This window comes from Agrobacterium sp. LMR679, from assembly GCF_027157905.1.
In the GTDB taxonomy this organism is placed as follows: domain Bacteria; phylum Pseudomonadota; class Alphaproteobacteria; order Rhizobiales; family Rhizobiaceae; genus Agrobacterium; species Agrobacterium leguminum.
Genome location: NZ_JAPVOJ010000002.1, coordinates 1,568,888 through 1,595,779 on the forward strand (window position 1 = coordinate 1,568,888; position 26,892 = coordinate 1,595,779).

At 61.1% G+C, this 26,892-nt stretch carries 21 protein-coding genes, 1 tRNA gene and 2 pseudogenes; 14 read left to right on the forward strand and 10 right to left on the reverse strand.

The window, feature by feature from the left end:
- Positions 1–260: 260 nt before the first annotated feature.
- Positions 261–1,555: pseudogene (uppY, locus tag O3W47_RS18270) on the forward strand (Wzy-type polysaccharide biosynthesis protein UppY).
- Positions 1,556–1,581: 26 nt separating this feature from the next.
- Entirely contained in the window at positions 1,582–2,334 is a 753-nt protein-coding gene (locus tag O3W47_RS18275; protein ID WP_137452396.1) for a polysaccharide deacetylase family protein, read from the forward strand.
- Between the two features lie 53 nt (positions 2,335–2,387).
- Here O3W47_RS18275 and O3W47_RS18280 read toward each other — a convergent pair whose 3' ends face one another.
- Together O3W47_RS18280 and O3W47_RS18285 are read right to left on the reverse strand one after the other, a co-directional pair.
- Positions 2,388–3,038 (reverse strand): S24 family peptidase, encoded by a 651-nt coding sequence (locus tag O3W47_RS18280; protein WP_080817957.1) that lies wholly within the window; start codon positions 3,036–3,038, stop codon positions 2,388–2,390.
- Between the two features lie 112 nt (positions 3,039–3,150).
- Positions 3,151–3,801: a response regulator gene (locus O3W47_RS18285; RefSeq protein ID WP_035265127.1), complete on the reverse strand. Its 651-nt coding sequence runs from the start codon at positions 3,799–3,801 to the stop codon at positions 3,151–3,153.
- Positions 3,802–4,044: 243 nt separating this feature from the next.
- On the opposite strand from O3W47_RS18285, the gene O3W47_RS18290 reads away from it, so the two are divergent.
- Positions 4,045–4,398 (forward strand): DUF952 domain-containing protein, encoded by a 354-nt coding sequence (locus O3W47_RS18290; protein ID WP_059759483.1) that lies wholly within the window; start codon positions 4,045–4,047, stop codon positions 4,396–4,398.
- Positions 4,398–5,489, forward strand: a complete 1,092-nt coding sequence (locus O3W47_RS18295) for a quinone-dependent dihydroorotate dehydrogenase (protein WP_269314328.1) — start codon at positions 4,398–4,400, stop codon at positions 5,487–5,489. The genes O3W47_RS18290 and O3W47_RS18295 overlap by 1 nt, the downstream gene beginning before the upstream one ends.
- Positions 5,490–5,676: 187 nt before the next feature.
- On the opposite strand, the gene O3W47_RS18300 is transcribed toward O3W47_RS18295, so the two are convergent.
- Together O3W47_RS18300 and O3W47_RS18305 are read right to left on the reverse strand one after the other, a co-directional pair.
- The gene (locus O3W47_RS18300) at positions 5,677–6,174 is read right to left on the reverse strand and encodes a CAP domain-containing protein (RefSeq protein ID WP_269314329.1); all 498 of its coding nucleotides are present in this window, start codon (positions 6,172–6,174) and stop codon (positions 5,677–5,679) included.
- Position 6,175: 1 nt separating this feature from the next.
- Positions 6,176–6,442 carry a DUF6460 domain-containing protein gene (locus tag O3W47_RS18305; RefSeq protein ID WP_003493739.1) on the reverse strand — a complete coding sequence of 89 codons (267 nt, stop codon included), beginning with the start codon at positions 6,440–6,442 and terminating at the stop codon, positions 6,176–6,178.
- A 168-nt stretch (positions 6,443–6,610) separates the two neighbouring features.
- On the opposite strand from O3W47_RS18305, the gene O3W47_RS18310 reads away from it, so the two are divergent.
- The 3 genes from O3W47_RS18310 (at position 6,611) to O3W47_RS18320 (ending at position 9,013) form a co-directional block, all read left to right on the forward strand.
- The gene (locus O3W47_RS18310) at positions 6,611–7,552 is read left to right on the forward strand and encodes a class I SAM-dependent DNA methyltransferase (protein WP_269314330.1); all 942 of its coding nucleotides are present in this window, start codon (positions 6,611–6,613) and stop codon (positions 7,550–7,552) included.
- A 134-nt stretch (positions 7,553–7,686) separates the two neighbouring features.
- Positions 7,687–8,298: a YitT family protein gene (locus O3W47_RS18315; RefSeq protein ID WP_065654497.1), complete on the forward strand. Its 612-nt coding sequence runs from the start codon at positions 7,687–7,689 to the stop codon at positions 8,296–8,298.
- Positions 8,299–8,371: 73 nt separating this feature from the next.
- Positions 8,372–9,013, forward strand: a complete 642-nt coding sequence (locus tag O3W47_RS18320) for a YitT family protein (RefSeq protein WP_269314331.1) — start codon at positions 8,372–8,374, stop codon at positions 9,011–9,013.
- A 26-nt stretch (positions 9,014–9,039) separates the two neighbouring features.
- On the opposite strand, the pseudogene O3W47_RS18325 reads toward O3W47_RS18320, so the two are convergent.
- Both O3W47_RS18325 and O3W47_RS18330 read right to left on the reverse strand, forming a co-directional pair.
- Positions 9,040–9,500 (reverse strand): annotated as a pseudogene (locus O3W47_RS18325) (carboxymuconolactone decarboxylase family protein).
- Positions 9,501–9,606: 106 nt separating this feature from the next.
- Positions 9,607–10,110 carry an RrF2 family transcriptional regulator gene (locus O3W47_RS18330; protein WP_269314332.1) on the reverse strand — a complete coding sequence of 168 codons (504 nt, stop codon included), beginning with the start codon at positions 10,108–10,110 and terminating at the stop codon, positions 9,607–9,609.
- A 121-nt stretch (positions 10,111–10,231) separates the two neighbouring features.
- Between O3W47_RS18330 and O3W47_RS18335 the strand changes: the two genes are divergently transcribed.
- Together O3W47_RS18335 and pdeM are read left to right on the forward strand one after the other, a co-directional pair.
- Entirely contained in the window at positions 10,232–12,751 is a 2,520-nt protein-coding gene (locus O3W47_RS18335) for a ligase-associated DNA damage response DEXH box helicase (RefSeq protein ID WP_269314333.1), read from the forward strand.
- Between the two features lie 34 nt (positions 12,752–12,785).
- Entirely contained in the window at positions 12,786–13,514 is a 729-nt protein-coding gene (gene pdeM, locus O3W47_RS18340; protein ID WP_269314334.1) for a ligase-associated DNA damage response endonuclease PdeM, read from the forward strand.
- A 48-nt stretch (positions 13,515–13,562) separates the two neighbouring features.
- Here pdeM and O3W47_RS18345 read toward each other — a convergent pair whose 3' ends face one another.
- The 4 genes from O3W47_RS18345 to podJ all read right to left on the reverse strand — a co-directional run bounded on the left by O3W47_RS18345 (position 13,563) and on the right by podJ (position 19,915).
- Positions 13,563–14,000 carry a universal stress protein gene (locus tag O3W47_RS18345; RefSeq protein ID WP_080817935.1) on the reverse strand — a complete coding sequence of 146 codons (438 nt, stop codon included), beginning with the start codon at positions 13,998–14,000 and terminating at the stop codon, positions 13,563–13,565.
- A gap of 160 nt (positions 14,001–14,160) precedes the next feature.
- Positions 14,161–14,988, reverse strand: a complete 828-nt coding sequence (locus O3W47_RS18350; RefSeq protein ID WP_080817933.1) for a TIGR02186 family protein — start codon at positions 14,986–14,988, stop codon at positions 14,161–14,163.
- Positions 14,985–15,911: a sulfite exporter TauE/SafE family protein gene (locus O3W47_RS18355; RefSeq protein ID WP_003522786.1), complete on the reverse strand. Its 927-nt coding sequence runs from the start codon at positions 15,909–15,911 to the stop codon at positions 14,985–14,987. The genes O3W47_RS18350 and O3W47_RS18355 overlap by 4 nt, the downstream gene beginning before the upstream one ends.
- Before the next feature lie 263 nt (positions 15,912–16,174).
- On the reverse strand, positions 16,175–19,915 hold the full coding sequence (podJ, locus tag O3W47_RS18360; RefSeq protein WP_269314335.1) for a cell division protein PodJ: 3,741 nt from the start codon (positions 19,913–19,915) through the stop codon (positions 16,175–16,177).
- A gap of 377 nt (positions 19,916–20,292) precedes the next feature.
- Here podJ and O3W47_RS18365 point away from each other — a divergent pair, with 377 nt between their 5' ends.
- The 5 genes from O3W47_RS18365 (at position 20,293) to O3W47_RS18385 (ending at position 26,752) form a co-directional block, all read left to right on the forward strand.
- Positions 20,293–22,089, forward strand: a complete 1,797-nt coding sequence (locus O3W47_RS18365) for an acyl-CoA dehydrogenase C-terminal domain-containing protein (RefSeq protein WP_269314336.1) — start codon at positions 20,293–20,295, stop codon at positions 22,087–22,089.
- A gap of 37 nt (positions 22,090–22,126) precedes the next feature.
- Entirely contained in the window at positions 22,127–23,335 is a 1,209-nt protein-coding gene (locus O3W47_RS18370; RefSeq protein ID WP_269314337.1) for an acetyl-CoA C-acetyltransferase, read from the forward strand.
- Positions 23,336–23,589: 254 nt separating this feature from the next.
- The gene (locus O3W47_RS18375) at positions 23,590–25,806 is read left to right on the forward strand and encodes a 3-hydroxyacyl-CoA dehydrogenase NAD-binding domain-containing protein (RefSeq protein ID WP_262534777.1); all 2,217 of its coding nucleotides are present in this window, start codon (positions 23,590–23,592) and stop codon (positions 25,804–25,806) included.
- Positions 25,807–25,961: 155 nt separating this feature from the next.
- On the forward strand, positions 25,962–26,393 hold the full coding sequence (locus O3W47_RS18380; RefSeq protein ID WP_269314338.1) for a hypothetical protein: 432 nt from the start codon (positions 25,962–25,964) through the stop codon (positions 26,391–26,393).
- 283 nt (positions 26,394–26,676) lie between these two features.
- Positions 26,677–26,752 (forward strand) — tRNA-Phe (locus O3W47_RS18385).
- Positions 26,753–26,892 lie beyond the last annotated feature (140 nt).

Sequence of the window (26,892 nt, forward strand, 5' to 3'; positions counted from 1 at the left end):
AAAATGACTGCGCTGCTTTTTAAAATCTGGCGAACTGAAAAAGCCGCAACCGGCCAATAAAGTGAAAGTCCGCGACCCGTATGAATGGCAGTTTATCCTGTCTTATCCCTCTTGAGGTAAGAGAGGGTTAAAGCAATTGCATAATAATGATGATAATGACTGTTTATGGTTATTTGGACATGGCCCTGTTTCAGAAGGGTTTCGTTGTTCGTCACAAGGCAGGCCAATGATCCGACTATCCATTTTCGATGCAGGCGACCATGCCGCGTTTGGCTGATACGCAGCCCGTCTCTGCGCAGGGCAGCGCCATTTCCCTTGCCGGCAGCCGGCGCGACGCGTTTTTTTCGTCGCCACCATGCTCTATATCTGGATTTCCGTCGCGCCTTTCGAAAATCTTGCAGCACCGCCCGTGCCGCACGCCGCCGCAAACCAGCTGACCGGCCTCGTGATCGCATTGATCCTCGGCGTTTTTGCGCTGCGTCACCGGCTGACGGGGCTTCTGCTGCGGCCGCGGCTGCCCATTCTGCTGCTGTTCTTCTGGCTGGCGATATGCTCGGTGGTTGGAACCCAGCCCGGCACGTCGCTGCAACGTCTGATCTTCACGGCGCTCCTGTGCTTCATCACCAGCGTCCTTGTCGTCATGCCGCGCGACCGGCGGCAGTTCGACCGGATGATGGCCATCTTCGCCATCATTCTCCTGGTGCTGTGTTATCTGGGGGTGATCTTCCTCAGCTCGCGCTCGATCCATCAGCCCTATGATCTCGATGAAAAAGCGCTGGCGGGTGACTGGCGCGGTATCTTCAATCACAAGAATGCCGCCGCTCCGGCCATGATCATTCTCTTCATGATCGGGCTTTACCTGCGCAACGCCTGGTCGACGCTGGGCGGCATCGCCATCACGCTGCTGGCAGGGTTCTTTCTGTGGAAGACCAACGGAAAAACCGCGGCCATGCTGCTGCCCGTCACGGTGGCGCTGATCTGGATCATGGAAAGGCACGCCAACCGCACTCTGCTGATGATCGGCGGTCTTCTGGCCTTCATCAACATATCCGCGGTCGGCTCCACCTATTTCCCGAGCATACAGAATTTTGTCGAAAGCCTGGGCATCGATTCGACCTTCACCGGGCGGACGGATATATGGCGGCTATCCTTCGACACTTTCGCGCAATCGCCGATCTTCGGTCAGGGGTTTCAGGCATTCTGGGCGAGCGACCGGCTTCTGTCGCAGGCCGATATTGCCGGCACCTGGGCGGTCACAGCCTTCCATGCCCATAATGGCTACATTGAAAGCCTGCTGAACGGCGGCCTGCCGGCCTTCATTCTCACCGTCATCTGGCTGGTCATCATACCCGCGAACGATTTCCGCACGGCGGTGGATAAGGGCACGGATCCCGGCCTGACCCGACTTTTTGCAAGAATCTGGGTGTATGCGCTACTTTCTTCGTGTTTAGAGAGTAATTTCTTTACCGGAACCGGGCCTATCTGGTCTTCTCTTCTAATCGCAATCTATTGTTTGAGGCATCAGGCTTACGACATTCTCGAAGAGGGACAGTAATTTGCAGACAGGCCGGGGGGCTTTGTATGACGCAAAAAATCGGGACTTTTACAGACCGGATCAATAACCGGCTGGTGCGCTATTTCCCGGGACCGGCGGTGCGGATCGAAACGTCCGAACCGATCGTGTCCTTCACATTCGACGATGTGCCGGCAAGCGCCTGGACGGCGGGTGCGCGCATTCTGGAAAACGAGGGCGTTTGCGGCACGTTTTACATCGCCGGCGTGTTTATCGACCAATACGATGAACAGCAGCAGATGATTTCCGCGAAAGGCTGCGCGGAACTGGCGGCGGCCGGCCATGAGCTTGCCTGCCACACCTTTTCCCATCGCAAACTCTTGAGCTTTTCCCGGCGGGGGCTCGAGGAGGATCTCGATCGCAATGACCGCGTGCTCGGCTCGTTCGATGCAAGCCGCCACGGGCGCAATTTCTCCGTTCCCTTCGGCATGGCCTCACCGGTCATGCAGCCGCTGCTGCGACGCCGGTTCAGGACGGCGCGCGGCATCATGCCGGGGATCAACCGGGGCAGTGTCGACCCGCATAATCTTGCCGCGGTCGAGTTGCGTTCGGATCAAAATTACCTCGACGCCGCCGATGGCTGGCTGGAGGATGTTCTGCAAAAAGGCGGCTGGCTCATCATCTTCACCCATGATGTTTCTCAGGCGCCGAGTTTTTACGGTTGTCCGGAAGGCAGATTTCAGGGTCTCGTCCGCAGGGCGGTGTCGGGTGGTGCGAAGATCATGACGGTCGATGCCGCCGCAAGGGCACTCGGTCTGTAAAGGAATATTCAGCGCGCGTGCCCGGTCGATACCGCGGAAAACGCAGTTGCGGGTTATTGGCTGGCCCAGATGATGCGGGCGATCCATTCCACATCGGCCATGTCGAAGCTGCGGTTCGGATGTTCCGGGTTGAGCGAAAGAAGCTCGATGTTTTTGGGGCTTTGCCGCGCCAGCACCTTGGCCATCACTTCGCCGTCGCGGCTTTTCAGCACCACGCGGTCGCCGCGCCGCACCTGTGCGCCGGGCTCCACGATGAGGATGTCGCCGTCACGGTAGAGCGGCATCATGCTCTCGCCCTGCACCTCCAGCGCATAGACGCCCTGCCTGCGCTCGGGAGAGGAGGGGAATTCCACCACATCCCAGCCCTGACCCGCCGGAAAACCGCCATCGTCGAAAAAGCCGCCGGAGCCCGCCTGTGCGAAACCGAGCAGGGGAATGGCGTTGCCGGCGCCGGAAGGCTGCATGGTCTGCGCCCTGCCGAAAGCATAACCGAAAAACTGGTCGACGCTTGCCCCCGTCGCCTCCAGCACCTTGGAGACGGATTCCGTCGAAGGCCAGCGTTTGCGGCCATCCGGCCCGAAACGTTTCGATTTATTGAACGAGGTGGGATCGAGGCCGGCGCGCTTCGCCAATGCCGAAGGCGTTAGCTGGTGGCGTTCGGCAAGCGTATCGATGGCGCTCCAGATCGTCTCGTGTGACAGCATGATAGAAAGCCCGCAAGTGGAGCCGATAGCGGAAAAGCTCCTGTCGTTTACTGACCGGAATCTAGACCATATCCGGTCAGGAGTAAAGCAAGGAAAGGAATAAAATCCTTTTCTATGCCACCATGGCCGATGTATTTATCTTGGCGAGCTGGATCACCGCCTGGGTGCGGCTGTCGACCTTGAGCTTCAGCAGGATCGCGGAGACATGCGCCTTGATGGTGGCTTCGGAAACATTGAGCTCATAGGCGATCTGCTTGTTCAGCAGCCCTTCGGCCAGCATGCCCAGAACCCGGCTTTGCTGCGGCGTCAGCGTTCTGAGCCTGCCGATGAGATCGGCCACGTCAGGATCCTGTTCCTTGTCGCCCTGATGGCCTGCCGGTATCCAGACATCGCCTTCCAGAACCGCACGGATGCCGTCCCTGATATCATCGATACCCGAGGATTTGGAAATGAAACCGGAAGCACCGAGTTCGATGGAGCGGCGCACGGTGGTCGCATCGTCCGTTGCCGAAACGATGACGATCGGCAGGCTGGAGAATTCCGCCCGGAGCGCCATCAGGCCTGAAAATCCGCTGACCCCCGGCATGGCGAGATCGAGAAGCATGAGATCGGCGTCGTTGCGCGCTGCGGCGGCACTTCGGGCGGCCTCGAAATCCCCGGCTTCAATAATGCTCTGTTGCCCGTCGAGGCCGGATACGGCCTGTTTCAGGGCGCCGCGAAAAAGCGGGTGGTCGTCTGCTATGATAATGACAAGTTCCGACATTCTGGCCCCCTCCCAAGGGCGTTATGCGGTTCTTTTTCTGATACTGGCTCACTCCCATTTGCCGGTGGTCGAAACACGTCCGGCTCCTCCGCGAAAGGTTGCGCCAATCGGTTCCGCATTACAAGGAAAAGCTTGTGGACAGGCGGTCTTTCAGGCTCTCCGCAATAAAAATGCCGTGGAAACTGTGGACAATCTTCGAGCTTTGCGGCAAATCCCGCTGAGTGGAAAGCCTTGGAGAGCCCTATGCAGGAAACGCCCGCGATCATCTATAAAATCGTGCCGGAGACGTTATGGAGCGCGGCAAAGGCGAAGGGCGTCTTCGAAGGTGCGGCCATCGACCTGACCGACGGCTTCATTCATTTTTCAACGGCAAAACAGGCGGCAGAGACCGCCGCGCGGCATTTTTCCGGCCAGGTCGATCTGCTTCTGATCGCGGTCGACGGCGCGGCCCTCGGCGACAAGCTGGTTTATGAACCCTCCAGAGGCGGCGATCTTTTCCCGCATCTTTATGCGCCTCTTCCCTTGACCGCCGTGCTTTGGGAAACGCCGCTTTCGCTCGGTCACGACGGCCAGCACCAGTTCCCGGAGATTTTGTGATGAGCGGATTATTTTCCTCGATCGGCCGCAAGGGCCTGTTTCTGGTCGATCCGGAAAAGGCGCATGGCCTGTCCATTGCGGCGCTGAAAAGCGGCTTCCTGCCCACCTGCATGGTGCCGCACGATCCGCGTCTGCAGCAGACGGTGGCGGGGCTCGTCTTCCCCAATCCGCTCGGCATGGCGGCGGGTTACGACAAGAATGCGGAAGTGCCGGGGCCGCTTCTGCGGCTCGGTTTCGGCTTTACCGAAATCGGCACCGTCACGCCGAAAGCGCAATCCGGCAATCCCAAACCCCGTATCTTCCGTCTGGTTGAGGATGAAGGCGTCATCAATCGCCTCGGCTTCAACAATGAAGGCCATGCCGCTGCGCTGGAACGTCTGAAGCAGGCAAAGCTGCGCGGCATCGTCGGTGTCAATATCGGCGCCAACAAGGATAGCGAAGACCGCATCGCCGATTATGTACAGGGCATCGAGGCGTTTTATTCGGTCGCATCCTATTTCACCGTCAATATTTCCTCGCCCAACACGCCCGGCCTGCGCGATCTTCAGGCGCGCGAAAGCCTTGCAGCACTTCTCGCCGCTGTGCTGGAGCGCCGCAAGGCGGAAGCCGAACGTTTCGGCAAACGCATCCCGGTCTTCCTCAAGATCGCGCCCGATCTGACCGAAGAGGGGCTGGATGACGTTGCCGAGGAGGCGCTCGCCCATGATCTCGATGGCCTGATCGTCTCGAACACCACGCTTTCCCGCGAAGGCCTGAGGCCGGGCCCGCACAAGGGCGAGACCGGCGGTCTCTCGGGCAAGCCGCTCTTCGAGCTCTCCACCACGGTTCTCGCCAAGATGCGCCGCCGCGTCGGCGGCAACCTGCCGATCATCGGCGTCGGCGGTGTATCATCCGCAGAGACGGCTTTGGAAAAGGTGAGGGCAGGGGCCGATCTCGTGCAGCTCTATTCTTGCATGGTCTATGAAGGCCCCGGCCTGCCCTCGGCCATCGTCAAGGGCTTGTCGAAGCTGGTCGCCCGCGAGGGCGTACAGTCCATTCGCGACCTGCGCGACAGCGCGGTGGACCGCTGGGCGGATCGCAAGCTCGGCTGAGAGCGGGCCTGGACGGTGCAACCCGTCCTCAGGGGCTCTCCTTCCTCATCCCTGTGCTTGTCACAGGGATCCAGCCAGCCCAAGTCCTTGGGCTGAAAGGACTCTCCCCGCCGCGCAGACGCGCGTCGGCTGGATTCCTGTGACAAGCACAGGAATGAGGGAAGAGGGTGGTTCCCGCCGCTTAACCTCAGGCGCAGAGCACCATCGCCCAATAGGGCCGGTTGCGGCTGGCCGCGTCATAGGCGACCGCGACGCCGAGGCCGTTATAGGGTCCGAGCATGTTTTCGAGATGGTGTTGTGAGCCGATCCAGGCCTTGACCACCCGCTCGACGCTGTCCTGCCCGGCGGCCACGTTTTCCGCTGCCGGAAGCGGCACATTGCCGTCTTTCATGCGGATCAGGAAACTGTCGGTCAGGCCGATCAGATGCGCCATCTTCTGCGCCTTGACCATGCGGCCGGCCTGATAGGCGGCAGCACCGCTTGCCGCGCCATTGATGGCAAGCGGCGAAAGCCCCTTGGAGCGGCGCAGATCATTGACCATGGGAAGGGCCGCCGCCGTCTCGTCGCGGGTGCCGGAGGGCATGCCCTTGTTGGTGGGCATGGAAACGCAGGCGGAAAGAACGGAGCTGGCGGAAAGCAGCACGAAGCCGCGCCGTGAAAGCGTTTGAAACGTGGAGTGGGTCATGTCAGCGGCGGTAGCTCAGGAGGCGCAGGATGATGAAAACCGGAATGACGATCGTTGCCCCGAGGATCAGATAGTCGCCGATTGCGCCCAGCGCATGGAAACCGCTGCGCCACAGGTCGACCACGAAATCGCGCGCGCCGTAGATGATGTTCCATGGCGTCAATCCGAAGATCGCCATCAGAAAGCCGACGAGCAATGAAACCACCAGCAGCTTCACCACGGTACGGGCCACCGTGTCACCCAGCATTTTGTTGACCTCACCGGCCATCAGCACGTCTCCTGTTTTGTCCTGACATATGAAGCACGACGCTTCGATGCAAGTTTCGCCGCACTATATCGCGTCAAATTCGCCAATTCCACGAGGCCGCCATGAAATAGGACTTGAGTTTTTTTATGGCTTGATAAATGACAGCCGACATCTTCTCAGGAATCTTGAATGGCCCCAAACCAGTTTTCTTCCGGTGACGTCATTGCCGACCGCCGGGCGGACTATGCCCGCATGCTGGCGGAGAGCGGTGACTTTCCCGCCGCCGCCGAACTCATGGAACAGGCGCTGGAGCTTGCGCCGCGGTGGACAGCGGGCTGGTTTCGCTTCGGGGAATATCACGAAAAAGCGGGCGAAACGGAGAAAGCCGTGGCGGCCTACGGGAAAGTCGCCGAGCTGGACACCGAAGGGCTGTTTGCAGCCGAGCTGAAACTCGCGGTTCTCGGCGCCGCCGAAACGCCGGAGCAACCGCCGAGCCGCTATGTGGAAGGGCTCTTCGACGACTACGCTGACCGTTTCGAAACCTCGCTCGTGGAAAAGCTGGATTACAGCGTGCCGCAAAAGCTGGCGGAACTGATCGGCAAGGCGGCGAAAGGCGGCGTCTTCGACACCATTGTCGATATTGGCTGCGGCACCGGTCTCCTTGGCGTTGAAATCCGCGCTTTCGCAAACCGGCTGGAAGGTTTCGATATTTCCCAGAACATGCTGGCCAAGGCGGAGGAAAAGGGGCTTTACGATCATCTCGATCAGGCCGATCTTTCGCTGGAGCCGGAGGCCTCGGGGCTCTTCACCCCCACGCTTGCGCAGCACCGCGCCGGCCTTGTGGCCGCCGCCGATGTGATGATGTATCTCGGCAGTCTCGAAACCCTCATGCCGCTCGTTTCCGCCCTGCTTGCGCCTTCAGGCTTTTTCGCCTTTTCGGTGGAGGATGCGGGGGAGGAAGACGGTTTCGTGCTGCGGGAATCCCTTCGTTACGCCCATTCGAAGAGCTATGTGACCGAGCTTCTTGAGCGGACGGGCTTTTCCCTTATCGAAATTAGCAAAACCACCATTCGCAAGGATGCCGGAAAACCCCTTTCCGGCATTCTTTTTCTTGCCCGCGCCAAAGCCTGAACATTCCGTTTCTTGCCATTTTCGCGATAGGTCAGGCTTCCTTACGTATCCATCTTGCTCAGATGTTTTTTGCAGTGCAAAATATGCCTGAAGCTGAGGAAAAAAGCGTGAGCAGAACGAGAAGCGTTTACGGCATGTGGAGTTCCGATCCGGCCAAACATGCGCCGGTGGAAGACGTGCAGGGCATCGTCACCGGTGCCATCGTCTCGGCGCTCGGCTTTTATCTTCTGAACAAGGTCGGCCTTCTGACCGGCGGCACCGCCGGCGTCGCCTTCCTGCTTCATTATGCTTTCGGCATCAGCTTCGGCCTCCTGTTCTTCCTCGTCAATCTGCCGTTTTATTACCTGTCCTTCCGACGCCTCGGTCTTGCCTTTTCCTTCAAGACCTTCATCGCCATCGGCCTCGTTTCGGTGCTGACGGAAGTGGAAGCGCGCTGGATGGTGATCGACAGCATTAATCCGCTCTGGGCGGCGCTGCTCGGCGGCCTGTTGCTGGGTTACGGCTTGCTGGCGCTTTATCGGCATCGTGCCAGCCTCGGCGGTATCGGCATTCTCGCCATCTATATTCAGGATCGCTTCGGCGTCCGCGCCGGTCTCATCCAGCTGGCCTTCGATGCCTTCGTGATGCTCTGCGCCTTCCTCGTCATCGATCCGGCCACCGTCGTCTATTCGATTGTCGGCGCTTTCGTGCTCAACATGTTTCTCGCCATCAATCACCGCTCAGACAGATACATCGTTGTGCGTTGAGCGAAGCACGCTTGAAATCCATCGCGCTTTTGCGCAATAGCTCGACAGAGGCCGGAAAATCAGGGGAACAGGCATGGGCGATACGACTGCACGCAGGCGCTTGAATATCTGGGCTTCCGCGCCCGATCGTCATTCGCTGCTGGAGGATGCCCAGGGCGTTCTGGCCGGCAGCATGCTCGTCTCGCTCGGTGTGACACTGCTTTCTGCCGCGGGCCTGCTCACCGGTGGCACCGTCGGCCTTGCCTTTCTGGCGCATTATTCTACCGGCTTCAGCTTCGGCGCGGTGTTTTTCCTCGTCAATCTGCCGTTTTATTATCTCGCCTTCCGTCGCCTCGGCCTTGCCTTCACGGTCAAGACCTTCTGCGCCATCGCCATAACGGCGCTGCTGTCGGAATATATGGCCGGCTTTTTCGCATTTCAGAGCATCAATCCGGTTGCTGCGGCTCTCTTTGGCGGATTAACCGTCGCGGCCGGCATGCTGGCGCTGTTCCGTCATCGCACCAGTCTCGGCGGTTTTGGTATCCTCGCGCTTTATCTTCAGGATCGTTTCGGCTGGCGTGCAGGCCTCGTGCAACTCGCCTTTGATGGCATGGTGCTGGCCTGCTCGTTCTTCGTGGCCACACCTTTCGTCATCGTCTGCTCCGTCCTCGGCGCGCTGGTCATGAACCTCACGCTTGCCATCAATCACAGGAACGACCGCTACATCGCCATGTAGCGGCCGCCCATTTTGGGTTTAAGAGGTCACGCCGCCTTCGCAGCCGCATCGACCGGATGCTGCGAGCGGAAACCGACGGCGATGCGGTTCCAGGTGTTGATGGCGCCGATGGCGACCGTGATCTTCACGATATCCTCATCGGAAAAATGCGCCTTCAGCGTCTCGAAGGCATCATCCGGGGCGCCGGTTTCGGCAATCTTCGTCACCGCGTCCACCCAGCCGAGCAGCGCCCGTTCCTGCTGGGTATAAACGGGGGATTCCCGCCACACGCTGATAAGGTTGATCCATGGTTCGGAAAGCCCGTCATGGCGGCTTTCCTTCACGTGCATGTCCACACAGAAGGCACAGCCGTTGATGATCGAGGCGCGCAGCTTGATGAGATGAACGAAGCGGCGCTCGAGCCCGCTGCCCTGAACGTAATTTTCCAGAGCCATGACGGCCTTGAAGGCTTCGGGGATGCTTTGGCATAGTTGATACGGGTTTTCATCGGTGTCTCCGTTGGTTGGGTCTGTTTGAAGTCATGCGTCATCGGTCCGGAAAGCGGCGAAGCTCTCCGGTGTAGGTCGATCTTTTTTGGGGCCGGTTTTCGGGTCTCAGCGCGTCATCGTCTTGCGCTCGTTCAGCTCCAGAAAGGCGCAGCCACGCGCGGCAATCCCGCCATCGTCATTGGCGGCGAGATCGCCCAGAATGTCGGCGATGGTGGTTTTGGCGAGTTCGGCCCGATAGGCCTTCTCCGCTTTCAGCATTGCGGCGTTGATGCCGCAGGGCTTGGTGAAATAACGCCCCGGCAAGGGGTTCGGCCCACGCTGGCGAATTTCCGCGCAGCGGAAGGCGGGCTGCGGCCCTTCGACAGCCAGCACGATATCGAGCAGAGTGATCCTGTCGGTCGCCCTAGCCAGACGGTAACCGCCCTTCGGCCCCGGCACGGTGGCGACAATCCCGGCATTGGACAGCGACTGGAGATGCTTCAGCAGATAGCTCGTGGAAACGCCGTGAAATTCCGCCAGCGCCGCTGCCGACAGTACGCCGCCTTCGGAAAGTCCCGCCAGCATGCCCACGCTGTGAATGGCCTGTTCCACGCCGTCGCCGAGTTTCATCCGACTTGTCCCTGTGCGGTTCGTTTCAGTATCATGGATAAAATTTATCCGCGATTAGGCTTTCTGTCAAGCGGTCCCGTTCCGCCCTTCTTTTTTGCAGGTTTTTCACTACCTTGAAGACGTGAAACACACCGAGTCTCCCATTTCCGGCACTCATGTCGGCGCTTTGCCCCTTCCATTCCAGAAATGGTTTGCCGAAAAGGGGTGGTCTCCGCGCGCCCATCAATTGGAGCTGATGGCACGGGCGCGCGGCGGCGAGAACATGCTGCTGATCGCGCCGACGGGGGCGGGCAAAACGCTGGGCGGCTTCATGGCCTCGCTCACCGATCTGGCGGAGCGGGGCAAGGTGCCGCCGGGCTCGGGCTTCGTCGGCGTGCACACGCTCTATATCTCGCCACTGAAAGCGCTGGCGGTGGATATCGAACGCAACCTCACCAGACCCGTCTCCGAAATGGGCCTGCCGATTTCCATCGAGACCCGTACGGGCGATACGCCGCAGGGCAAACGCCAGCGCCAGAAGGTGAAGCCGCCGGATATTCTGCTGACGACGCCGGAGCAGGTCTCGCTGCTGCTCGCCAACAAGGAGGCCGAGCGCTTTTTCCGTGACCTGAAATATGTGGTGCTGGACGAGCTGCATTCGCTCGTCACCTCCAAACGCGGCCATCTGCTGGCGCTGGCGCTCGCCCGGGTGCGCCGGCACGCGCCCGATGTGCGGTTCATCGGCCTTTCGGCCACAGTGGCGGAACCGATGGATTTGCGCCGTTATCTCGCGCCGCAGGGGGAGGGTGAGCCGCCCGCTGGGCTTATCACCGTCGAAGGCGGGGCAAAGCCGAATATCTCCATCCTGAGCACGGAGGAGCGCATCCCATGGTCCGGCCATTCGGCGCGTTACGCCATGAAGGATCTATATGCCGCGCTGAAAGACCACCAGACGACTCTGATCTTCGTCAACACCCGCTCGCAGGCGGAGCTGATCTTCCAGGAACTCTGGACCATTAATGACGACAATCTGCCGATTGCGCTGCATCACGGTTCGCTGGATGCCGGCCAGCGCCGCAGGGTGGAAGCGGCCATGGCGGAAAACAAATTGCGTGCCGTCGTCGCCACCTCCACGCTCGATCTCGGCATAGACTGGGGCGATGTCGACCTCGTCGTGCATGTCGGTGCGCCGAAGGGCGCAAGCCGCCTTGCCCAGCGCATCGGCCGCGCCAATCACCGCATGGATGAGCCGTCAAAGGCCATCCTCGTTCCCGCCAACCGTTTCGAGGTGATGGAGTGCCGGGCAGCCCTTGATGCCAATTATATCGGCGCGCAGGATACGCCGCCGATTGCCGAGGGCGCGCTCGATGTTCTCGCCCAGCATGTGCTCGGCATGGCCTGCGCCGAGCCTTTCGATGCGGACGATCTCTATCGCGAAGTAACCAGCGCCTCGCCCTATGCCGATCTGCCGCGGGCCACCTTCGACCGGGTGGTGGATTTCACCGCCACCGGCGGTTATGCGCTGCGCACCTATGAGCGTTACGCCCGCATCCGCCAGATGAAGGACGGTCGCTGGCGCGTCTCCAATCCGGCGGTCGCACAGCAATATCGCCTCAACCTCGGCACCATCGTCGAGGCGGCGGAACTCAATGTCCGCATGGTCAAGCGCAATGCCAAGGGCACGGTCGGGCGCGGCGGCATGTCGCTCGGCAAGGTCGAGGAATATTTCCTTGAGCAGCTGGTGCAGGGCGATACCTTCCTCTTCGCCGGCAAGGTGCTGCGTTTCGAGGGCATCAGGGAGAACGAATGCCTGGTCTCGCAGGCCTTTTCGATGGACCCGAAGATACCCTCCTATGCCGGCGGCAAGTTCCCGCTCTCCACCTATCTCGCGGATCAGGTGCGCTCCATGCTGGCAGACCCGACGCGCTGGCATGCCCTGCCGGATCAGGTGCGCGACTGGCTGGCGATCCAGAAGGAAAAGTCGATCATCCCCAAGCGCGACGAGCTGCTGGTCGAGACCTTCCCCTTCCGCAAGCGCTTCTTCATGGTCATGTATCCCTTCGAAGGACGCTTGGCGCACCAGACACTCGGCATGCTGCTGACGCGTAGACTGGAACGCGCGGGCGCAAAGCCCATGGGCTTTGTCGCCACCGATTATTCGCTCGCCATCTGGGCCATGGAGGATATCGGCAGGCGGCTGAAATCCCGCCGGCTGTCGCTTGCAGACCTGCTGGACGAGGACATGCTGGGCGACGATCTGGAGGCGTGGCTGGACGAATCCTTCATGCTGAAGCGCACTTTCCGTAATTGTGCGGTCATTTCCGGGCTGATCGAACGCCGCCATCCCGGCAAGGAAAAGACCGGCCGTCAGGTCACGGTCTCCGCCGATCTTATTTATGACGTTCTTCGCAGCCATGAGCCGGATCATATCCTGCTGGAAGCGACGCGGCGCGATGCCGCGGCGGGACTTTTGGACATTGGCCGTCTTGGCGATATGCTGAAGCGAATCAAGGGTCACACCACCCACCGCGCGCTGGAGCACGTCTCGCCGCTTGCCGTTCCGGTCATGCTGGAAATCGGCCGCGAGACGGTGGCGGGTGAAGCGATGGACGATGTGCTGGCCGAGGCCGCAGACGAGCTGATCGCCGAGGCCATGTCCTGAAACATCTGAGCGGAATGAAGGAACAAAGGCAAAAGTGCTGAGCCGGCTGACATTGAGCGACAGGTTTTCCAATGGCTTCGAATGCCTCGGCAGCGAAACCGCCATCAATGGCGTCGCCGCCTGGTGCGATCCTTTGGGCGGGCTTTACCTGCCGGACCTGTCGCTGCTCGTCGTCTCCGATCTGCATCTGGAAAAAGGCGCGGCCTTTGCAAGGCGCGGACGCATGCTGCCGCCATACGACACCATCGCCACGCTTAAAATCCTCTCCTCCCTCGTCAGCCGTTACGATCCGAAGATCGTGGTCAGCCTTGGCGATAATTTCCATGATCGCGTCGGTTCCGAGCATCTGCCGCTGCCGTTGCGCGAGCTCATCCGCGACATGGCCCGTGGTCGCGAATGGATATGGATCAACGGCAATCACGATCCCGACGGCACGGTCGATCTGCCGGGCTCTTCGGTGGATGAAATGTTTTACGGCACTCTCGTCTTCCGCCACGAGCCAAAGTTGGGCGATGCCGCCGGCGAAATCGCCGGGCACCTGCATCCCTCCGCCACGGTCCGCCGCCGCGAAAAGACGGTGCGGCGGCCCTGTTTCGCCACCGACGGTTCGCGTCTGTTGATGCCGGCTTTCGGGGTCATGAGCGGCGGGCTGGATTTGCGGCACAAGGCCATGCGCGGCCTGTTCGATCATGCCGCTCTCGTCGCGCATCTGATGGGGAGGGACCGCATCTATTCGGTGCGGTTTTCAAATCTTCTCGGCTGAGCGTATTTTCCGGACGTAAAACCGCTATGCAGCTTTACTGGAAATGCTCTATTGCCGGTAGACCAGCACCGGTATCTTCGAATTCTTCAGCACCTTGGCCGTGACGCTGCCGAGCAGCATTTCCACGAAGCTCCGGCGCCGGTGCGAGGCCATGGCGATGAGGTCGCAGCCGCTCCTGTTGGCGGCTTCGATGATCGCCTCGTCGGGCCTTCCAGCCCGCGCCAGCAGCGCTTCGCAATCCAGCCCCATGGAAGTGGCCTGCGCCTGCGTATCCCTCAGCAGATGTTCCGCTTCCTCGCAGCGGTGGAATTCTTCTTCGGCAATGGCGGCAATGTCTTCGACATCGCTGGCAATCACGTGAAAGGGTTCCGATACCGTCACGACGGTCACCTTTGCGCCTGCCTCCCTGGCGAGAGCGAACCCTTGGTCGATTGCGATCTGCGCCAGCGGCGAGCCATCGGTGGGAATGAGAATGTGCTTGAACATGACATTTCTCCTTTTCATCCCGGTCACAACCGCACATGCTCGCCTTGAGCTACATGTATGATTGTAACGCCTTGAATTTTACTGCAAACCGATGGCGGAAGCGAATGCTATCTTTGCCGACAGGGGCGGCAGACGCTCTCTTTTGCGGGATGAAAACCGATCAGTCCTTGCGGAAGATGATGCTGGCGCCCCAGCCGGTCACGACGGCAAGCAGAACGCAAAGTGCGCCATATGCAAGCGGCGTCTGATGCGCGGCGTCGGTGATCGCCTGCTCCATGCCGGTTTTGACGACACGCAGTTTCAGTTCGCGCTGGGCGATGAATTTGCCGCTCTTGAAGAGATAGGCACGGGCGGTGTGCACACCGTTCGGCACGTTGGCAGGCAGGCGCAAAGTCGCCCAGAACAGGCCGGTGCGTTCCAGCCGCACCCCGGTCGTGTCGTTGCGATAAATGCCGCTGGAAAGCTTCAGACGCCGATAGGCTTCCTGAAAATCGAAGACATTGTCGGGCACGCCGGAAAAGACCGCGCTTTTCAGTGACAGATGGTCGACGCCAAGCCCCATGGCGCGGAGCGTTCCGGGCGAGGCGACATCGCTGATATTGCGCGTGCTGGCCATGGAATAGGATTCCGGCAGCGGTGTGAAGGTGATGGCGCTGGTATTGATCCAGATGCCCGCCACGCGTTCCTTTTTGCGCACTGTCATGTAATCGCTCGGACCCTCGAGCGTCACGACAATGTCATATTGCCCGATGGCGAGCAGCAACTGGTCGGTATTGTTCAGCGCGCCGAAAAGCGTGAAATCCGCGCCGCGAAAATCGGAAGCAATTGGGATTTCGGTCGTCGATGCGCCGATTTCGATATTTTCCAGCAGGGATCGCTGCTGCGGGCCGGGCGGCAGGGCAAGCGGCGGCGTCTGGGCCGAAGCGGTTTGCCCGAGGGTGAGGCATGAGGCCAGCGCAAGGGCGGCAAGCAGCAAATGGCGGGTCAATAACCTAACCCCCCGACGGCCACCGAAAACAGGTCTTCCGGGCGCACCACCAGCGATACGGCAAGGCGAAGCGCGACGGCGAGAACGAGAAGCGCAAGCAGGGCGCGCAGCTGTTCGCCGCGCAGTTTCTGGCCGACGCGCACGCCATATTGCGCGCCGATGACGCCCGCCACCATCAGGATGAAGGCCAGAACCACATCGACGGAATAGTTGGTCGCCGCCTGAACCACGGTCGTATAGGCGGTTACGAAAATGATCTGGAACAGCGAGGTGCCGACAACCACGCTGGTGGGGATGCGTAAGAGATAGATCATCGCCGGCACCATGATGAAGCCGCCGCCCACACCCATGATCGAGGTGAGGATGCCGATGCCGAAACCCAGCGTGACGATGGGAATGATGCTGAGATAGATCTTCGATTTCTTGAACCGCATTTTCAGCGGCAGGCGGTGCACCCAGTTGTGATGGCCCGGCCGGCGCAGCGTCACGGTTTCGTTGCGGGCGGCGCGGCGAAGCGCCGAAATGCTTTCCTTCAGCATCAGCCCGCCGACGGTACCGAGCAGGATGACGTAGAGCAGCGAGACGATGAGATCGAGCTGGCCGATGCTGCGCAGGAAGGAGAATATCCACACGCCGACCGTCGCCCCCACCAGACCGCCCACAAGCAGCACGCTGCCGAGCTTGACGTCGAGCGTTCCGCGCCGGAAATGCGTGATCGAGCCTGACACGGAGGAGGCGACCACCTGGTTTGCACCCGTCGCCACGGCCACCACAGGCGGAATATTGTAGAAAATCAGAAGTGGGGTAATCAGAAAGCCGCCGCCCACGCCGAACATGCCGGAAAGAAAACCGACGGCCGCGCCCATGCCGAGAATGATGAAAATATTCACCGACAGTTCTGCGATCGGCAGATAGACAGTCACGGCTCGGACCTCGGGCAAATGGTTCCGGGCGGCAGGGCTTGTCCGGGTGAGGGGGCCGCGCCGCGATTTACACTTTCTGTCTGAAAAGACCGGGCATGCCCGGCCTTCATCCGTCATGCCCGCGAGGGCCTGACCTGTCAACATTCAACGGTAAATACGTTGATAATTTGGAAAGATAGCGGCCGTGTGTCGGCAGCCGGCCACATTCCTGCGCCGGGCTGAGCGAAAGCGGCCAAGGGGCCGCTTCGCCGGTTCTCGAATGTTTATTTGTTGCGGGCGAGAAGCGCGGTCACCAGCTCGTTGGTAATGCGGCCGTCCGGCGTCTGGCCCACGGACTTCTGAAAGTCCTTGATGGCCGTCACGGTGTTCTTGCCGAGCTTGCCGTCAGGCTGGCCGGCATCGAAACCGTTCTTGTTCAGGATCGCCTGAATGTTGCGGATCGCCTTTTCCATGTCCACGGAGGCGGTTTTTACGCCTTCCTTGCCGGCCCATTCTTCGGGCGGGTTGACGCTGTTGGCATCTTCCGAAAGCGGCTTGACCTTCCAGGCGTCCACCTTGGCCTTTGCGCTCTGAAGCTGCTGCGGGTTCAAGGCCCCTGCCACTTCGTCGCGTTTCTGGGCGGCATCGGCGTCACCATCCCTGGCTGCGATGGCGAACCACTTGTAGGATTCCTCGATGTCCTGCTTCACGCCGCTGCCGCGCGCATAGAGAATGGCGAGGTTGAACTGGCTGTCACGAACGCCGAGGTCGGAAGCCTTGATGAACCATTGCGCGGCGGCGGCGAAATCCGGCTGACCGGCCGCATCGGAAGCGAGCAGGACGGCCAGATTGTGCATGGCGCCCGCATTGCCCTGTTCCGCGGCCAGCGTGTAATAGCGCTTGGCTTCGGGAAGGTTGCGTTCGACGCCGTTCGCCTTCTCGTAGAGATTGGCGAGACGATATTGCGCGGGTGCAAGGCCACGATCAGCGGCGAGCTTGTACCACTTTGCCGCCTCGGTGCGGTCGGCGGCAACGCCGCGGCCGTCGGTGTAGCGGGCTGCGATCTCGAACAGCGCCTGCGTGTCGCCCTTGGCGGCCGCTTCGGCAAGCGATGCCGGCTCGATGCCGGCGGGAACGGTGATGGCGTCCTGGGCGGGAGCAGCCGTGGCGGCGACCTGTGCCGGAGCCGAAGGTTCGTTCTGCGCGACGGTGCCGGAATTTGCCGCATCCACAGCGGGAACGTCGGCAACCGGCGGCTCGTCAGGCAGCGGTGCGCCGCCGACGGTGCGGGGATCGATGGTGTTTTCCGCCGGTGCGGTGTTTTCGATGCTGTCTGCGGATGCGGCCTGTTCCGGATCGATGGCGAGGTCGGACGGAATGGTCACGGCCTTGTCGCCCGCTTCGGGAAGCGCGGAGACCGGGCCATTGTCCTGCTTCTGCTCGATGACCGGCGCCGGAGCTTCCGCGCCGCCGATCAGCGTCTTGACGAGCGGCATGGCCATCATCGCCAGAAGAATGGCGCCGATGCCGAGCAGCAGCGGGCGGCGATAGCGCGAAAGCCCCGATGCCTCGGCCTTGCGGCCCTTCTTGCCGGTATCGAGCTTCTCCGGCGATGTTTCCATGGCGGCGGCCTGCGCCGCACGACGGGCGGCGGCAATGAAATCCGTCCGTCCTTCGGCGTCTGCAGCCTTGCCGCTGGCGGCCACCTGGCTGGCGCGCACGCGCTCGAGGATTTTCTTGATATCGGGCGCACCCGAACCCGGCTCCAGAAGTTCGTTCTCCTGACCCGCCGGCAGAACGTCGATCGGATCGAGCGACGGGGCGGGCTCGACCTGCGTGCGGGCGGAGGAGGAGGCCGATACGGGTTCTTCTGCGGTTTTGACGGTCTTTGCAGTACCCGTCTTGAAACGCTTCGTCAGGCCGGCAAGCAGACTCTTTTTTTCCGCCTTCGCGGGCTTCGCCGCAGCGGGAGGCACGATGGCATCTCCATCTTTCCCGTCGGCGTCGAGAATGGCCTGTTCTTCGGCAATATAACCCTCTTCCGGGAAGATTGCGGCCGGCATGGATATATCTTCGTGCGCAGGGGCCAATACAGGCTTCGCGACGCTGCGGGGCGCGGCCTCTTCGCGGTAGACGGGAGCATTGTCGAGGTTATCCAGCCGGCCGGCGATTTGCACCAACGTCTCATGCAGCGCTTCGAATGTGCGGTGCGTGCGCTCTTCGGTGTTGCGGCTCAAGGCTTCGAGATTGCGCAGATCGGTCGCAAGATCGGTCAGCATGGTCATGTCGGCAAGGTTTGCGCCGGCCGAGAGATTGTTGCGGGTATAGGCGTCCAGAACGGCCTCGGCCGCCTGCCGGGCTGCCTCGATGATATATTCGTCGTTGGACGCCATGTAGTCTTCGATGGCCGCCATGCGGGCATCGAGTTCAGGCGGCATGCCTGCGGCCTGCATCTGCACCGGCTGGCTGATCAGCGTCGAGAGATGGGCGATCTGGTTTTCGAGGCTTGCCAGTGCGTGGCTGTCGGCGGGCGCGGCATGGGCGGTCTCGTCGAGACGGGCGGCAATATTGCCGAGCCGCTCTTCCAGACGCGAGAAGGCGCTTTCGCTGAGGCCCGATGCCGGCTGCGGCTGGCTGTAACGATAATCGAGGTCCTCGATCCGGCGCGAGAGCAGGTCGAGCCGTTCGGCCAGACCGTCATTGACGGCGCCGTGATCCAGCGCGTCGATCTTGCGGGAAATGTCGCTGAGGAAAGACGTCAGTTCCGCCTGTTGCGAGGGGCGCTGCGAACGCTCCAGAAGCAGGGAAAGCTGGTCCAGCCGCTCATGCAACTGCGCGGCGTCGCGGGCGGTGCTGAGTTCGTCGATCTTGCCGGCCAGCGCTTCAAGGCGGGTGGTCAGGTCCAGCGCCGGTTCAGGTTTTGCGGCGGCAAGGCGGTTGATGTCGCCGAGCTGTTCGGCAAGGCCGTTCAGCCGGTTTTCCAGACGCTGCGCCAGCGCATTGTCCGTTGCCTGCGCATTGGCGCGCGTGCCGGTTGCGGCAATGGCGCGGCTTATTTCGTCCAGCCGCTGGTCGAGACCGGAAAACTGTTCGGTAAAGGCCGCTTCGTTCGGCTGCATGTGCTTGCCGAGCTGCTCCACGGCGCTGGCAATGGCGATCAGCTTGTCTTCGAGCACGCGCACGGCCGGATTGTTGCTCATGCCGCCAAGCTGCGTCTTGATGTCATCGAGACGATAGGCGAGCGAAACGATCTCATCCTGCAACGCGCCGGCGTCGAAACCGCGCAGCGTGTCTTCCACATTGTTCCAGCGGCTTTCGATCCGGTGCACGCTGTCTTCGCGCGCAAGCTGATCGATCGTCAGGCGCAGGTCCTCGAATTCGTTGCGCAGCCCGTAGGCATCGGGAGATGCCAGATTGCCGAGCTGGTCGATGCTGCCGGCCAGACGTGCGATATCGTCGCGCAGATCGCCGATGAACTGCTGGTCTTCCGCCACCGCGCGAATATTGCGGATCTCGGCGCGCAGTCCCTGCGCTTCGCGGGCGACGCCCTCGGCAATGTCGTGCTTCAGCTCATGCCGCAGATTGACGAGCGCCTGGGCAATCTCCTGCAGCGCCGCGTCATTGCGCTGCGGTTCCTGATAGGGCGGGATGGAACGCGCGCGCGGTGCGGGAGCGGCGGCGGCCTGCTGCGCATCCCTCGGCCGGTATTCCGGTGCAAGCGGTCTGGTAATCGTCCGTTCCGGGCGGGCGGTGGGTTCCTGCGGGCGCTGGAAGCTCGCCTCTAGGAGGCGCTGGCGCTGGCGGATTTCGTTGACGGGATCGAGCTGCGGCGGCGTGACGGCGGCGCGCGCGGCATAAGCCTCGCTTTTCGCTTCGGGCTGAGCGCTCGCGGCCCGGGGGTCGCGCGGGAACTTCTGGCTCATCAGCCCCTCGATACGGGCTTCAAGGCCTTCAATGGTGCGATTGAGCGCATCAAGAGACGATCTGTCGCTTGGCTGTTGGGTTTTCGATCGCAGTCCGTTCATCTTTTCGCTCGCTTCGCTTCCGCCCGCCGTGCCCGGTTATCTGTCGCGACGTTGCCTGCCTGGACACGCCGTCGCCGCAACATGCAGCAATCCTAGAGCCGGTATTCGCCCCCGTTGAGGAAAATGCGCCGGAGTACGAAGCAGTTACCTCTGTCGGGAGAATTCACGAAACGTGGTAAAGAAGTGGTTAACTATGGTCGGAATTTTTTAACTTTTGCGGCACGCGGCAGCGCTGCGCCGGGCAGGACGTCCATTCCGCGAAAAAGGAGAAGGGATAATCCGCTGAAATTTATTTGACGTTTACGCGCACGTCAAATATTGTCATGCCATATCGGCCGGATTATCGCCGGCGCCCACGATGCGGAGGAACATCGGTAATGCCTGTTTATAAGGCCCCAGTTAAAGACACGCTTTTTATCCTGAACGACGTTCTCGGCCTGGAGCGGTATAACAACCTGCCCGGCTTCGAGGATGCAACCCCCGACATGATCGAGGCCATTACCGGCGAAGCCGCAAAGCTTGCCGAAGAACGGCTTTTCCCGCTCAACCTTTCCGGCGATCAACAGGGCTGCAAGCGCGCTGATGACGGTTCGGTCTCCGTGCCGGATGGTTTCAAGGATGCTTATGACGCCTATTGCGAAGGCGGCTGGATCGGTCTTGCCGTTCCGCCGGAATTCGGCGGGCAGGGGCTGCCCTATACGCTTCATGCCGCCATCGGCGAATATATGTCGTCGGCCAACCTGTCGCTGATGATGTATCCCGGCCTGACGCAGGGTGCGATTGCCGCCATTCTGGTGCATGGCACGCAGCAGCAGAAGGACACCTACCTGCCGAAGATGGTGGAAGGCACATGGTCCGGCACCATGAACCTCACCGAACCCCATTGCGGCACCGATCTCGGCCTGCTGCGCACCAAGGCGGTTCCGCAGGGCGACGGCAGCTATAAGATTTCCGGCCAGAAGATCTTCATCTCCGCCGGCGAACATTCCATGACGGGCAATATCGTCCATCTGGTGATCGCCCGCATCGAAGGTGCGCCTGAAGGCACGAAGGGCATTTCGCTCTTCATCGTGCCGAAATTCCTCGTCAAGGAAGACGGCACGCTTGGCGAGCGCAACGGCGTTACCTGCGGTGCCATCGAGCACAAGATGGGCATTCACGGCAACGCCACCTGCGTCATGAACTACGATGATGCGACGGGTTATCTGCTGGGCGCTGAGAACAAGGGCCTTTCGGCCATGTTCGTGATGATGAACGAAGCCCGCCTCGGCGTCGGCCTGCAGGGTCTTTCCGTCGGCGAGATCGCCTATCAGAACGCAGTCGAATATGCCCGTGAGCGCATTCAGGGCCGCTCGCTTTCCGGTGCGAAATTCCCCGACAGGAAGGCCGATCCGATCATCGTGCATCCCGATATCCGCCGCACGCTGATGACCATCAAGGCCTATAACGAGGCCGGCCGCGCCTTCCTGCTCTGGACCGCGCTGCAATCCGATATCGCCCACCGTTCGACCGATGAGAAAGAGCGGCAGGCGGCGGACGATCTGCTCGGTCTCGTCACGCCAATCCTGAAAGGTGTCTTGACCGACAAGGGCTTCGACCACGCCGTTATGGCGCAGCAAGTCTTCGGCGGCCATGGCTACATCGAGGAACATGGCATGAGCCAATATGTCCGCGATGCGCGCATCACCATGATCTACGAGGGCGCGAACGGCATTCAGGCGCTCGATCTGGTCGGCCGCAAGCTCGGCATGAATGGCGGCCGCGCCGTCATGGCGCTGTTCAAGGAAATCGGCGATTTCTGCGAGGAAAACCGCACCGATGAAAAGCTCGCCCTTTACACCAAGGGCCTGAAGAAGGGCTTGAACGACCTGCAGGCCGCAACCATGTGGTTCATGCAGAACGCCATGGCCAAGCCCGACAATGCCGGTGCCGGCTCGACCGACTATATGCATCTCTTCGGCATCGTGGTGCTGGGCTACATGCAGGCGCGTATGGCGAAAGCCGCCAGCGAAGCGCTTGCGGCAGGCAGCGCTTCGGACGAGGATTACCTCAAGACCAAGCTTGTCACGGCGAAGTTTTATATGGAGCGCATCATTCCGGAAACGGCGCTGCGCAAGGCCCGCATCGAAACCGGCGCGGACACCATGATGGAACTGGCTGCGGAAGCATTCTGATGAGGCTGGCGTTTTTAACGCCGCAGGGAGAGAAACAATGACCGACGTTTTTATCTACGACCATGTCCGCACCCCGCGCGGACGCGGCAAGAAGGATGGCAGCTTGCATGAGGTGCCCTCCGTTCGGCTTGCCGCCAAGACACTGGAAGCCATCCGCGACCGCAATGGGCTCGACACCTCCGCTGTCGACGACATCATCATGGGCTGCGTCGATCCTGTCATGGATGCCGGTGCGGTGATCCCCAAGGCCGCGGCCTTCGAGGCCGGTTATTCCAACAAAGCGCCGGGTATGCAGATCTCGCGCTTCTGCGCCTCGGGTCTCGATGCCATCAATTTCGCGGCCGGCAAGGTCAAGGCGGGGTCTGACGACATCGTCATCGCCGGCGGCGTCGAAAGCATGTCGCGCGTCGGCATGGGCATGTCTGGCGGCGCCTGGTACATGGACCCGTCGGTCAACTTCCCGGCCTTCTTCATGCCGCAGGGCGTGTCGGCCGATCTTATCGCCACCAAATACGGCTTCTCCCGTGACGATGTCGACGCCTATGCCGTCGAGAGCCAGAAGCGTGCGGCGCATGCCTGGGAAAAGGGCTATTTCAACAAGTCGGTCATTCCGGTGAAGGACTCAAACGGCCTGACGATCCTCGACCGGGACGAGCATATGCGCCCCGGCACGGACATGCAGGCGCTTGCCTCGCTCAATCCGTCCTTCCAGATGCCGGGTGAAATGGGTGGTTTCGAAGCCGTCGGCATCATGGCGCATCCGGAAGTGGAGCGGATCAATTACGTGCACCATGCGGGCAATTCGTCCGGCATCGTCGATGGCGCGGCCGCCGTTCTGGTTGGTTCCAAGGCGGGCGGCGAGGCGTTGGGCGTGAAACCGCGCGCCCGCATCAAGGCTTTCGCCAATATCGGTTCCGATCCGGCGCTGATGCTGACCGGCCCGGTGGATGTGACCGAAAAGCTCCTGAAAAAGACCGGCATGTCGCTTGCCGATATCGACCTTTTCGAACTCAACGAAGCCTTTGCCGCCGTGGTCCTGCGTTACATGCAGGCTTTCGACATCGACCACGACCGGATGAACGTCAATGGCGGCGCCATCGCCATGGGCCATCCACTCGGGGCAACCGGCGCGATGATCCTCGGCACGGTGCTGGATGAGCTGGAGCGGCGCGATCTGAACACCGCGCTCGTCACGCTCTGCATCGGCGCAGGCATGGGCACGGCGACGGTTATCGAGCGGGTTTGAGACTGGTCATGAGGCGCGAGGTTTACGAGCGGCCCAAGAACGAGATCGAACAGCAGCTGGCTCGGCACAATCTGGAAAAGGATATGGCACAGGATCACAGGGCGTCCATCCGCCCTGTTTCTCCCGGTCACGTCCGGCGGCTCCGGGCAGAGCGTTGGGGTTTGATTGTGTTTCTCGTTCTTGTGGTCGGTTGCGTCGGCCTCGCAATCGGACTGTCGTAACCGCAGGGAAATTTGAGGGAAGAGGAATCCCAAATGAGCACTTACACCAATTTCACCATCGAGACGGACGCAGACGGCATTGCCCTCGTCACCTGGGACATGCCGGAAAAATCCATGAACGTCTTCACGTCAGAGGTGATGGACGAGCTGAACGCGATTGTTGACGCCACCGTCGCCGACGGCGCCGTCAAGGGCGTCGTCTTCACGTCTGGCAAAAGCACCTTTTCCGGCGGCGCCGATCTTTCCATGATCAAGTCGATGTTCTCCTTCTACAATGATGAGAAGACGAAGAACCCGGATCAGGCGGCGGCAAGGCTGTTCGAACTGGTCGGCCGCATGACTGGCCTGTTCCGCAAGATCGAGACCAATGGCAAGCCCTGGGTTTCCGCCATCAACGGCACCTGCATGGGCGGCGCGTTTGAGCTGTCGCTTGCCTGCCACGGTCGGGTCGCCTCCAGCGCCAAGAACCTCAAGATCGCCCTGCCGGAAGTCAAGGTCGGCATCTTCCCCGGCGCCGGCGGCACCCAGCGTGTGCCGCGCCTGACGGATGCGCAATCGGCACTGCAGATGATGACGACCGGCCAGTCGCTGACCGGCGCGCGCGCCAAGGCCATGGGTCTGGTGCATCAGGTGGTGGAGCCGGATCAGCTGGTCGCAACCGCAAAGCAGATGATCAAGGACGGCCTGAAACCGGTCGCGCCCTGGGATGAGAAGGGCTTCAAGGCCCCCGGCGGCGGCATCTGGACGCCGGCCGCTGCCCAGCTCTGGCCCGCCGCACCGGCCATCCTGCGCCGCGAAAGCGCGGGCAATTATCCGGCCGCCCTCGCCATCCTCAAATGCGTTTATGAGGGCCTGCAATTGCCCTTCGATACCGCGTTGAAGGTGGAGCAGCGTTATTTCACCGAAATCCTTCGTTCGAAGGAAGCCTTCGGCATGATCCGCTCGCTGTTCATTTCCATGCAGGAACTGGGCAAGGGCGCACGCCGCCCCGCCGGCCAGCCGAAGACCGAGTTCAAGAAGGTTGGCGTCGTCGGCGCAGGCTTCATGGGAGCTGCCGTCGCTTACGTCACCGCTGCCGCCGGCATCCCCGTTGCGCTGGTGGACCGCGATCAGGAAGCCGCCGACAAGGGCAAGGGCCATTGCGAGGAAAGCGTCAAGACCGCCATCGGCAAGGGCAGGCTGACGCAGGAGGAGGGCAAGGCCCTGCTCGACCTCGTCACCCCGACATCCGATTACGCCGCACTCGCGGATGCCAATCTCGTCATCGAGGCCGTCTTCGAAGACCGCGATGTCAAGAAGGCCGTCATCGAGGCCGTGGAAGCGGTGCTTCCCGAAGGTGCAATCTTCGCCTCCAACACCTCCACCCTGCCGATCACCGGACTTGCGAAGAACTCGAAGCGCCCGACCGATTTCATCGGCATCCATTTCTTCTCGCCGGTCGAGAAGATGATGCTGACGGAAGTCATCCTCGGCAAGGAAACCGGCGACAAGGCGCTCGCCGTCGCGCTGGACTACGTGGCGAAGATCAAGAAGACGCCGATCGTCGTCAACGATACGCGCGGCTTCTTCGTCAATCGGTGCGTGCTGCGTTACATGGCGGAAAGCTACGACATGCTGATCGAAGGCGTACCCGCCGCCATGATCGAAAATGCCGCGAAATTCGCCGGCATGCCTGTCGGCCCGCTGGCGCTGAACGATGAGGTGGCGATCGATCTTTCCTACAAGATCCTGAAAGCCACCGTCGCCGATCTCGGCGAAAAGGCCGTCGATCCGCGCCATATGGAGCTGGTGAAAAAGCTGGTGGAAGGCGAGGGCCGTTTTGGCCGCAAGAACGCCAAGGGCTTTTACGACTATCCGGAAAAGCCCGCCAAGAAGTCCCTCTGGCCCGGCCTGAAGGACCTTTATCCGCAGCAGAAGCCTGAAGCGGTGGATATGGAGGTGCTGAAGCAGCGCTTCCTCGTCACCGTGGCACTGGAAGCCGCCCGCACGGTGGAAGAAGGCATCGTCACCGATCCGCGTGAGGCGGATGTCGGCTCCATCCTCGGTTTCGGTTTCGCGCCCTATACCGGCGGTGCGCTGTCCTATATCGACGGCATGGGCGTGAAGAACTTCGTGGCGCTCGCCGAGAAGCTCAGCGAGACCTACGGCCCACGCTTCAAGCCGACGCCGCTGCTGAAAGACATGGCCGCCAAGGGCGAGACCTTCTACGGTCGCTTCGATCCTTATGCCAGCGCCGCCAAGGCGGCCTGAGGCTTTAAGTAAGACATTGAACAGGCCCTCCGGGGCCTGTTTTATTATGCCTGTCTCCCCGCTTTCCGTGCATCCTTTGCCCGGCTGAGGCGTTGAAAAGGCTGACCGGGCAAAAGCGCCCGCCGCCGCAATTCAGCACGCCTCAGGAGACAGCGATGAAAGCCCCACTGCGATCCCATGGTTTCGACAAGCCCTCGGACCTTGACGACCATCTGGCTGAACTGGACGAAGAGGCCGAGGCTGTGGCTGCCGAGGCAAGAGCGGAAAAACCCGCGGCCAAGAGAATGCGTGCCGCCAAAGCCATCGATCCGTCGCTGCGAGCCGAATTGGACGAGCTTCGCAGACAGGTCGACAAGATCCGCCGCGATGTCAAACGGCTGGAGGCGGCCCAGCATTCCCGCCACAGGCTCGCACCGCCCCACCATGTGCGCGACCGCGAGAATTCCCGCCTGATGACGGTGGTGCGCTCCGTCGCCGTCACCACACTCGCCAGCCGTATCTTCGCTTCCTCGCCCGTCATGGCGGCGCTGGTGGCCGTGGTGCCTTTCGTGCTTGGCCTTGCCGTACGGCGCAGCGAAGGGGCATAGCCGCTCTGCACTGCACCCCGTGTGTGTGGCTACGGCCCTTTCCGAACCCGCCGCCTGCCGGATGCCGATCAGGCCCGGCGGATGGCGGAGAGCGGTTCTCCCAGCCGCAATCCGGCCTCCGCCGGGCGCTCATTCCAGCCATCCACAGGCGCCGTGAAAAAACTGTCAAAAAACTTCGCGATGGCGCTTGCCATGTCCGAACAAGATGTTATAACCCCGCTCACTTTCGGGGCACCAAACAGCCCCGCCCGCCAAAAGCGGAGGTTCTTCAAGGACCTGAAGTGCCCGGATAGCTCAGTTGGTAGAGCAGCGGATTGAAAATCCGCGTGTCGGTGGTTCAAATCCGCCTCCGGGCACCATTTATCTCAATTGCATTTTTGATGAATTGCGTGCATGGACGACTTGCCCATTTGCAGGCAAATTTCGATGAGTAGCTACCGCCATCATATGCTTTTGACAGGCCCGGTGTAGCCATGGCCCAACCCTGTTTGTTGCAGGC

What these genes read in the sequence shown, in the direction of transcription:
- O3W47_RS18275 (WP_137452396.1), top strand. Translation starts at nt 1,582, where the DNA reads ATGACGCAAAAAATCGGGACTTTTACAGACCGGATCAATAACCGGCTG.
- O3W47_RS18280 (WP_080817957.1), bottom strand. Translation starts at nt 3,038, where the DNA reads ATGCTGTCACACGAGACGATCTGGAGCGCCATCGATACGCTTGCCGAA.
- O3W47_RS18285 (WP_035265127.1), bottom strand. Translation starts at nt 3,801, where the DNA reads ATGTCGGAACTTGTCATTATCATAGCAGACGACCACCCGCTTTTTCGC.
- O3W47_RS18290 (WP_059759483.1), top strand. Translation starts at nt 4,045, where the DNA reads ATGCAGGAAACGCCCGCGATCATCTATAAAATCGTGCCGGAGACGTTA.
- O3W47_RS18295 (WP_269314328.1), top strand. Translation starts at nt 4,398, where the DNA reads ATGAGCGGATTATTTTCCTCGATCGGCCGCAAGGGCCTGTTTCTGGTC.
- O3W47_RS18300 (WP_269314329.1), bottom strand. Translation starts at nt 6,174, where the DNA reads ATGACCCACTCCACGTTTCAAACGCTTTCACGGCGCGGCTTCGTGCTG.
- O3W47_RS18305 (WP_003493739.1), bottom strand. Translation starts at nt 6,442, where the DNA reads ATGGCCGGTGAGGTCAACAAAATGCTGGGTGACACGGTGGCCCGTACC.
- O3W47_RS18310 (WP_269314330.1), top strand. Translation starts at nt 6,611, where the DNA reads ATGGCCCCAAACCAGTTTTCTTCCGGTGACGTCATTGCCGACCGCCGG.
- O3W47_RS18315 (WP_065654497.1), top strand. Translation starts at nt 7,687, where the DNA reads ATGTGGAGTTCCGATCCGGCCAAACATGCGCCGGTGGAAGACGTGCAG.
- O3W47_RS18320 (WP_269314331.1), top strand. Translation starts at nt 8,372, where the DNA reads ATGGGCGATACGACTGCACGCAGGCGCTTGAATATCTGGGCTTCCGCG.
- O3W47_RS18330 (WP_269314332.1), bottom strand. Translation starts at nt 10,110, where the DNA reads ATGAAACTCGGCGACGGCGTGGAACAGGCCATTCACAGCGTGGGCATG.
- O3W47_RS18345 (WP_080817935.1), bottom strand. Translation starts at nt 14,000, where the DNA reads ATGTTCAAGCACATTCTCATTCCCACCGATGGCTCGCCGCTGGCGCAG.
- podJ (WP_269314335.1), bottom strand. Translation starts at nt 19,915, where the DNA reads ATGAACGGACTGCGATCGAAAACCCAACAGCCAAGCGACAGATCGTCT.
- O3W47_RS18365 (WP_269314336.1), top strand. Translation starts at nt 20,293, where the DNA reads ATGCCTGTTTATAAGGCCCCAGTTAAAGACACGCTTTTTATCCTGAAC.
- O3W47_RS18370 (WP_269314337.1), top strand. Translation starts at nt 22,127, where the DNA reads ATGACCGACGTTTTTATCTACGACCATGTCCGCACCCCGCGCGGACGC.
- O3W47_RS18375 (WP_262534777.1), top strand. Translation starts at nt 23,590, where the DNA reads ATGAGCACTTACACCAATTTCACCATCGAGACGGACGCAGACGGCATT.
- O3W47_RS18380 (WP_269314338.1), top strand. Translation starts at nt 25,962, where the DNA reads ATGAAAGCCCCACTGCGATCCCATGGTTTCGACAAGCCCTCGGACCTT.